We start from the raw sequence: 3,669 nt of genomic DNA on the forward strand, positions 1-3,669 counted from the left end.
GCGCAGCCAGGGCGCCGGCGGCCTGCACGTCGCCGCGCGCCATGCTGCGTTCGGCTTCCGCCGCCAGCGCGGCGGCCTTGTGTTCGACGAGTTCCTGCATCCTCTCCGTCCGTGCTGGTCTGTGGGCGGGCAGTTGGCTTGCTCCGTGCCGTATGGTTCAGCATGGGGGCCACGTGGGCCAGTGGGCCTTTGGTGGCGGCGGGGCCGTTACCCGTTGGCGAAGGTGGCCTGCACCTGCTGCCAGTCTTCCAGAAAGTCCACTTCGATGCAGCGGTACGCCGAAATGTCGTGGGGCTTCCACGCCACGCCTTCGCGCAGGCACAGTTCCATGCCCTTTTCGAAGTAGTCCATGTCGTCGCAGCGTTGCAGCGCATCCACGAAGGCGGGCAGGTCGGCGCGGGAAATCATGTTGATGCCCACGGCCTCGCCCTGCGGGTTGGCCACGGTCTTGGATATTTCCGCGATGTTGCCCGTGCCGTCCACGCGGTACTTCACCTCTTCTTCGGCGCAGCGCTTCTTGTCCACGCACACCAGGTTCTCTCCGGCCCTTGCCATCACCTCGGGCAGGATGTCGCCATCGAACACCACGTCGCCGTTCATCCACAGCACGTCCTCGTCCAGGCGCGACAGGCAGTGCAGCAGGCTCTTGGAGGTGTTCGTCACGTAGTACACCGGGTTGTAGCAGTACAAAACGTCCGGGTACTCCTCCATGATCAGGGACATCTTGAACCCCACGACCACGATGACCTTGGTGATGCCCGCCTCGCGCAGCAGGCGTATCTGGCGACCGAGGATGCGTTCGCCCGTGGGCAGCACCGACAGCGACTTCGGGAACGGGCGGCCAAGGCGTGTCCCGACCCCCGCGGCAAGAATGACGGCGTACATCTCAACACTCCTTGTTACTGGTTACCAGGTCCTTGATGTGGTTGCACACGCGGTGGGCCGACAGGGCGTCGACCCGTGCGAAGACGGTGTCCCGCAGGCTCCGCCGGGCTGCGGCGTGCGGATCGTCGCCGTGCATCACGGTCCGGAGTATGGCGGAAACGAGTTCTTCCTGCGAACGGACGTGCAGCCCCGGCGTCATGGAGGCGTAGTCGTAGAAGAGTTCCCTGTCGCGCGAGATGTACTTTTCCTTGTCGTAGGGGAAGAAGATCAGGGGTTTGTCCAGCAGCATGAAGTCGAAGTATATGGAGGAGTAGTCCGTTATCAGCGCGTCGGCCATGGGCAGCAGGGGGTAGATGTCGCACCCGCTGTTGTACACGCAGAAGCCCGGCAGCTTGCGGAAGGAATCCACCCTGACGAGATGGTGGAATTTGGCCAGGAAGAGGATGTTGTGCCGGGCGCAGAAGGCGTTGATGACCATGGGGTCGATGATGCCGTCTTCCAGGAACGAGCCGCCCGTGTCTCGGAAGGTGGGCATGTACACCACCACCTTGCCGCCCGCCTTTCGGTGGCGGGCCACGTGGGCGTACAGGTCCATGTCCACGCCCAGCATGTCGTTGCGGCCGGGGGCGCGCAGCAGCACGTCATTGCGCGCGAAGCCCAGCTCCGGAAAGGCCTCCGCCCGGAATACCCTGGAGAACAGCTGTTCGGTCATCCACGGCGAGGTGGACGGAACGGAGGCATAGCCGGAGTACAGGCGGGTGAGGCGGGCGGCTTTTTCCGGTGTCATGTTCACGACGGAAGATATTTCCGGGAAGCCGATCTTCTTCAACGGCACCCCGTGCCATAGCTGAATCACCGGGACGCGGGGCAGGGGAAGTTGCTTCAGGGCCGTGTTGTCCACGAAGTCGTCCAGCACGATGGCGGCGGTGTCCGCCACGTCGGCCGGGGTGCAGCGGGCAAGCACGGGCAGGCCCGCCTCGCGCAGCAGCTTGTAATCATCGTCGGGGTCCGCCGCCAGCAGGGGGTCGAAGCCGTAGTCGGCGGCAACTGCCTGCAGGAAGGCGTATTTGACGTTGAGAAGGCCGCCCATCTTTCCGGCAAAGACCACCTTGGGGCGATTGGCCGGGCCTTTCTTTCCGTCTGTCGCGAGCATGTGCATCTCGTTGGTCTCGAACGCTGGTTTTCCTGGGGCCTTCCGTCAGTACTCCGGCGGACGTCCTTTTCCGCCCGGAGTCCGTTGCCGCCGTCGTGTCCCCATGCCCTTCGGAACGTTTGCGCCGTGCCAGCAGGGGATTGGGACAGGCCGGGGCGCCCTGTGCGGAACCACGGCGCGGCGGTATCAGCGCAGCGTGGCGGTGCCGGTCCGGGCCGGTGGCCGGTATTGCGAAATGGCATGCAAGTAGCGTGCAAGCAATGCGCAAGTGCCGGACCGGCGGGGGAGCCGGAACCGTCCGCATGGCGGAACGCGTGGCCGGGTTCCGGGCGGCCCTACCCCCGCCGCGCGTCGAACACGCTGATGTAGTGCGGCCCCCGCCCTCCGCGCGAGCAGTCGTCGATGTAGGCGCACGATGCGGCGATGGTGGCGTCGAACAGGGGGACAAGTTCCGGCATGCGGCACACCTCGCCGATGTAGGCGCGGGTGGTGTCGTGGAAAAAGGTGGGCGGCAGGGGCGATTCGCCGTGCAGGTACTTCAGCGAGGCCAGGGTGGTGTTGGCGTAGACGACGGTGTCGAAGCCGTGCGCCCGGCAGCGCGCGGCGATTTCCACGGGGTGGAAGAGGTGCTTGTCTTCCGCCGTGCTCTTGTCGATGTCCTGGCGGCAGTAGAATTCCACCATGCGCCGGAACAGGTCGATCAGTTCCAGTTGGCGCGGGGTCACCTCCACCCCGCGCGCGGCGGCCAGCTCCGGCATCTGGGCCACCAGCACGCCCATCAGCAGCAGGGCCTCGCGGCAGGGTTCCTCGAACACCAGGTGCCCGCCGGGGCGCAGCACCCGCGCGGCCTGGGCCAGAAAGGCGTCCACGTCGGCCACGTGGTGCAGGGTGGCGCGCATGGCGATGCACGACAGGCTGGCGTCCGGGATTTCCTGCATGGCGTCGCCGGACAGGATGCCCAGCCGGACCGTGCCGGGGCCGGGCGTGCCGGAGCCAGCCATGCCGGAAATGGGCATGCCGGGGGTGGCAGCGGCGTTGCCGTCCGCCCGCCATGCCACGCCGTGGGCATCCAGCCGATCACCCAGAATGCGCAGGAAGCCCGGCGAGGTATCGGTCAGCAGCAGCAGCGGAAAGGGGTTTTCCTTGGCCAGCCCCAGACTGAGGTAGCCGAAGCCGCAGCCTATCTCCAGCGCCGGGGCGGACATGTCCGCGCCCGTGGCCCGCAGCAGGGCCGCCAGCCCCTGCCCGGCGTCGAAGGGGGCGGGGTCGTCGCCGTGGTGGGCGGTGTAGGCGGACTCGTCGTGGAAGAACGGGCGGGCATCGCCCAGCAGCAGCACGCCGTCCTGAGTGCGCTGGGCAGCCAGCCAATCAAGGAAGGGACGGGCGGTGTCGGGTGATGCGTCGGATGATGCGCTGGGGCGTGCGTCGGATGATGTGGCGGGGCGGGGTGTGCCCCCCGTGCTGTCGTTCCGGGGGCTGCAATCCTGTGTCATGCGGGCATCTCCTGCGCGGGGGGCGTACGGAAGGGGTGAAGGGCGGGAACGCGCGGCGCGTCAGGCATGGCCGTGCTCCAGCATGTCGGCGCAACGGGCCAGCGCCGGGTCGGGATGGGCGGCGGCCAGCGCGCGCAG

At 67.1% G+C, this 3,669-nt stretch carries 3 protein-coding genes; all 3 read right to left on the reverse strand.

What is annotated here, in order from left to right; genetic code table 11:
• Positions 1-207: 207 nt before the first annotated feature.
• Complete coding sequence (locus FVW27_RS10275) at positions 208-885, reverse strand: phosphocholine cytidylyltransferase family protein (RefSeq protein WP_012612960.1); 678 nt, start codon at positions 883-885, stop codon at positions 208-210.
• 1 nt (position 886) lies between these two features.
• Positions 887-2,038 (reverse strand): CDP-glycerol glycerophosphotransferase family protein, encoded by a 1,152-nt coding sequence (locus FVW27_RS10280; protein ID WP_167124882.1) that lies wholly within the window; start codon positions 2,036-2,038, stop codon positions 887-889.
• A 335-nt stretch (positions 2,039-2,373) separates the two neighbouring features.
• Positions 2,374-3,531, reverse strand: coding sequence for a class I SAM-dependent methyltransferase (locus FVW27_RS10285; RefSeq protein ID WP_167124884.1), 1,158 nt, complete (start codon positions 3,529-3,531; stop codon positions 2,374-2,376).
• Positions 3,532-3,669: the final 138 nt, after the last annotated feature.

The sequence above is a fragment of the Nitratidesulfovibrio liaohensis genome, from assembly GCF_011682075.1.
GTDB lineage: Bacteria > Desulfobacterota > Desulfovibrionia > Desulfovibrionales > Desulfovibrionaceae > Cupidesulfovibrio > Cupidesulfovibrio liaohensis.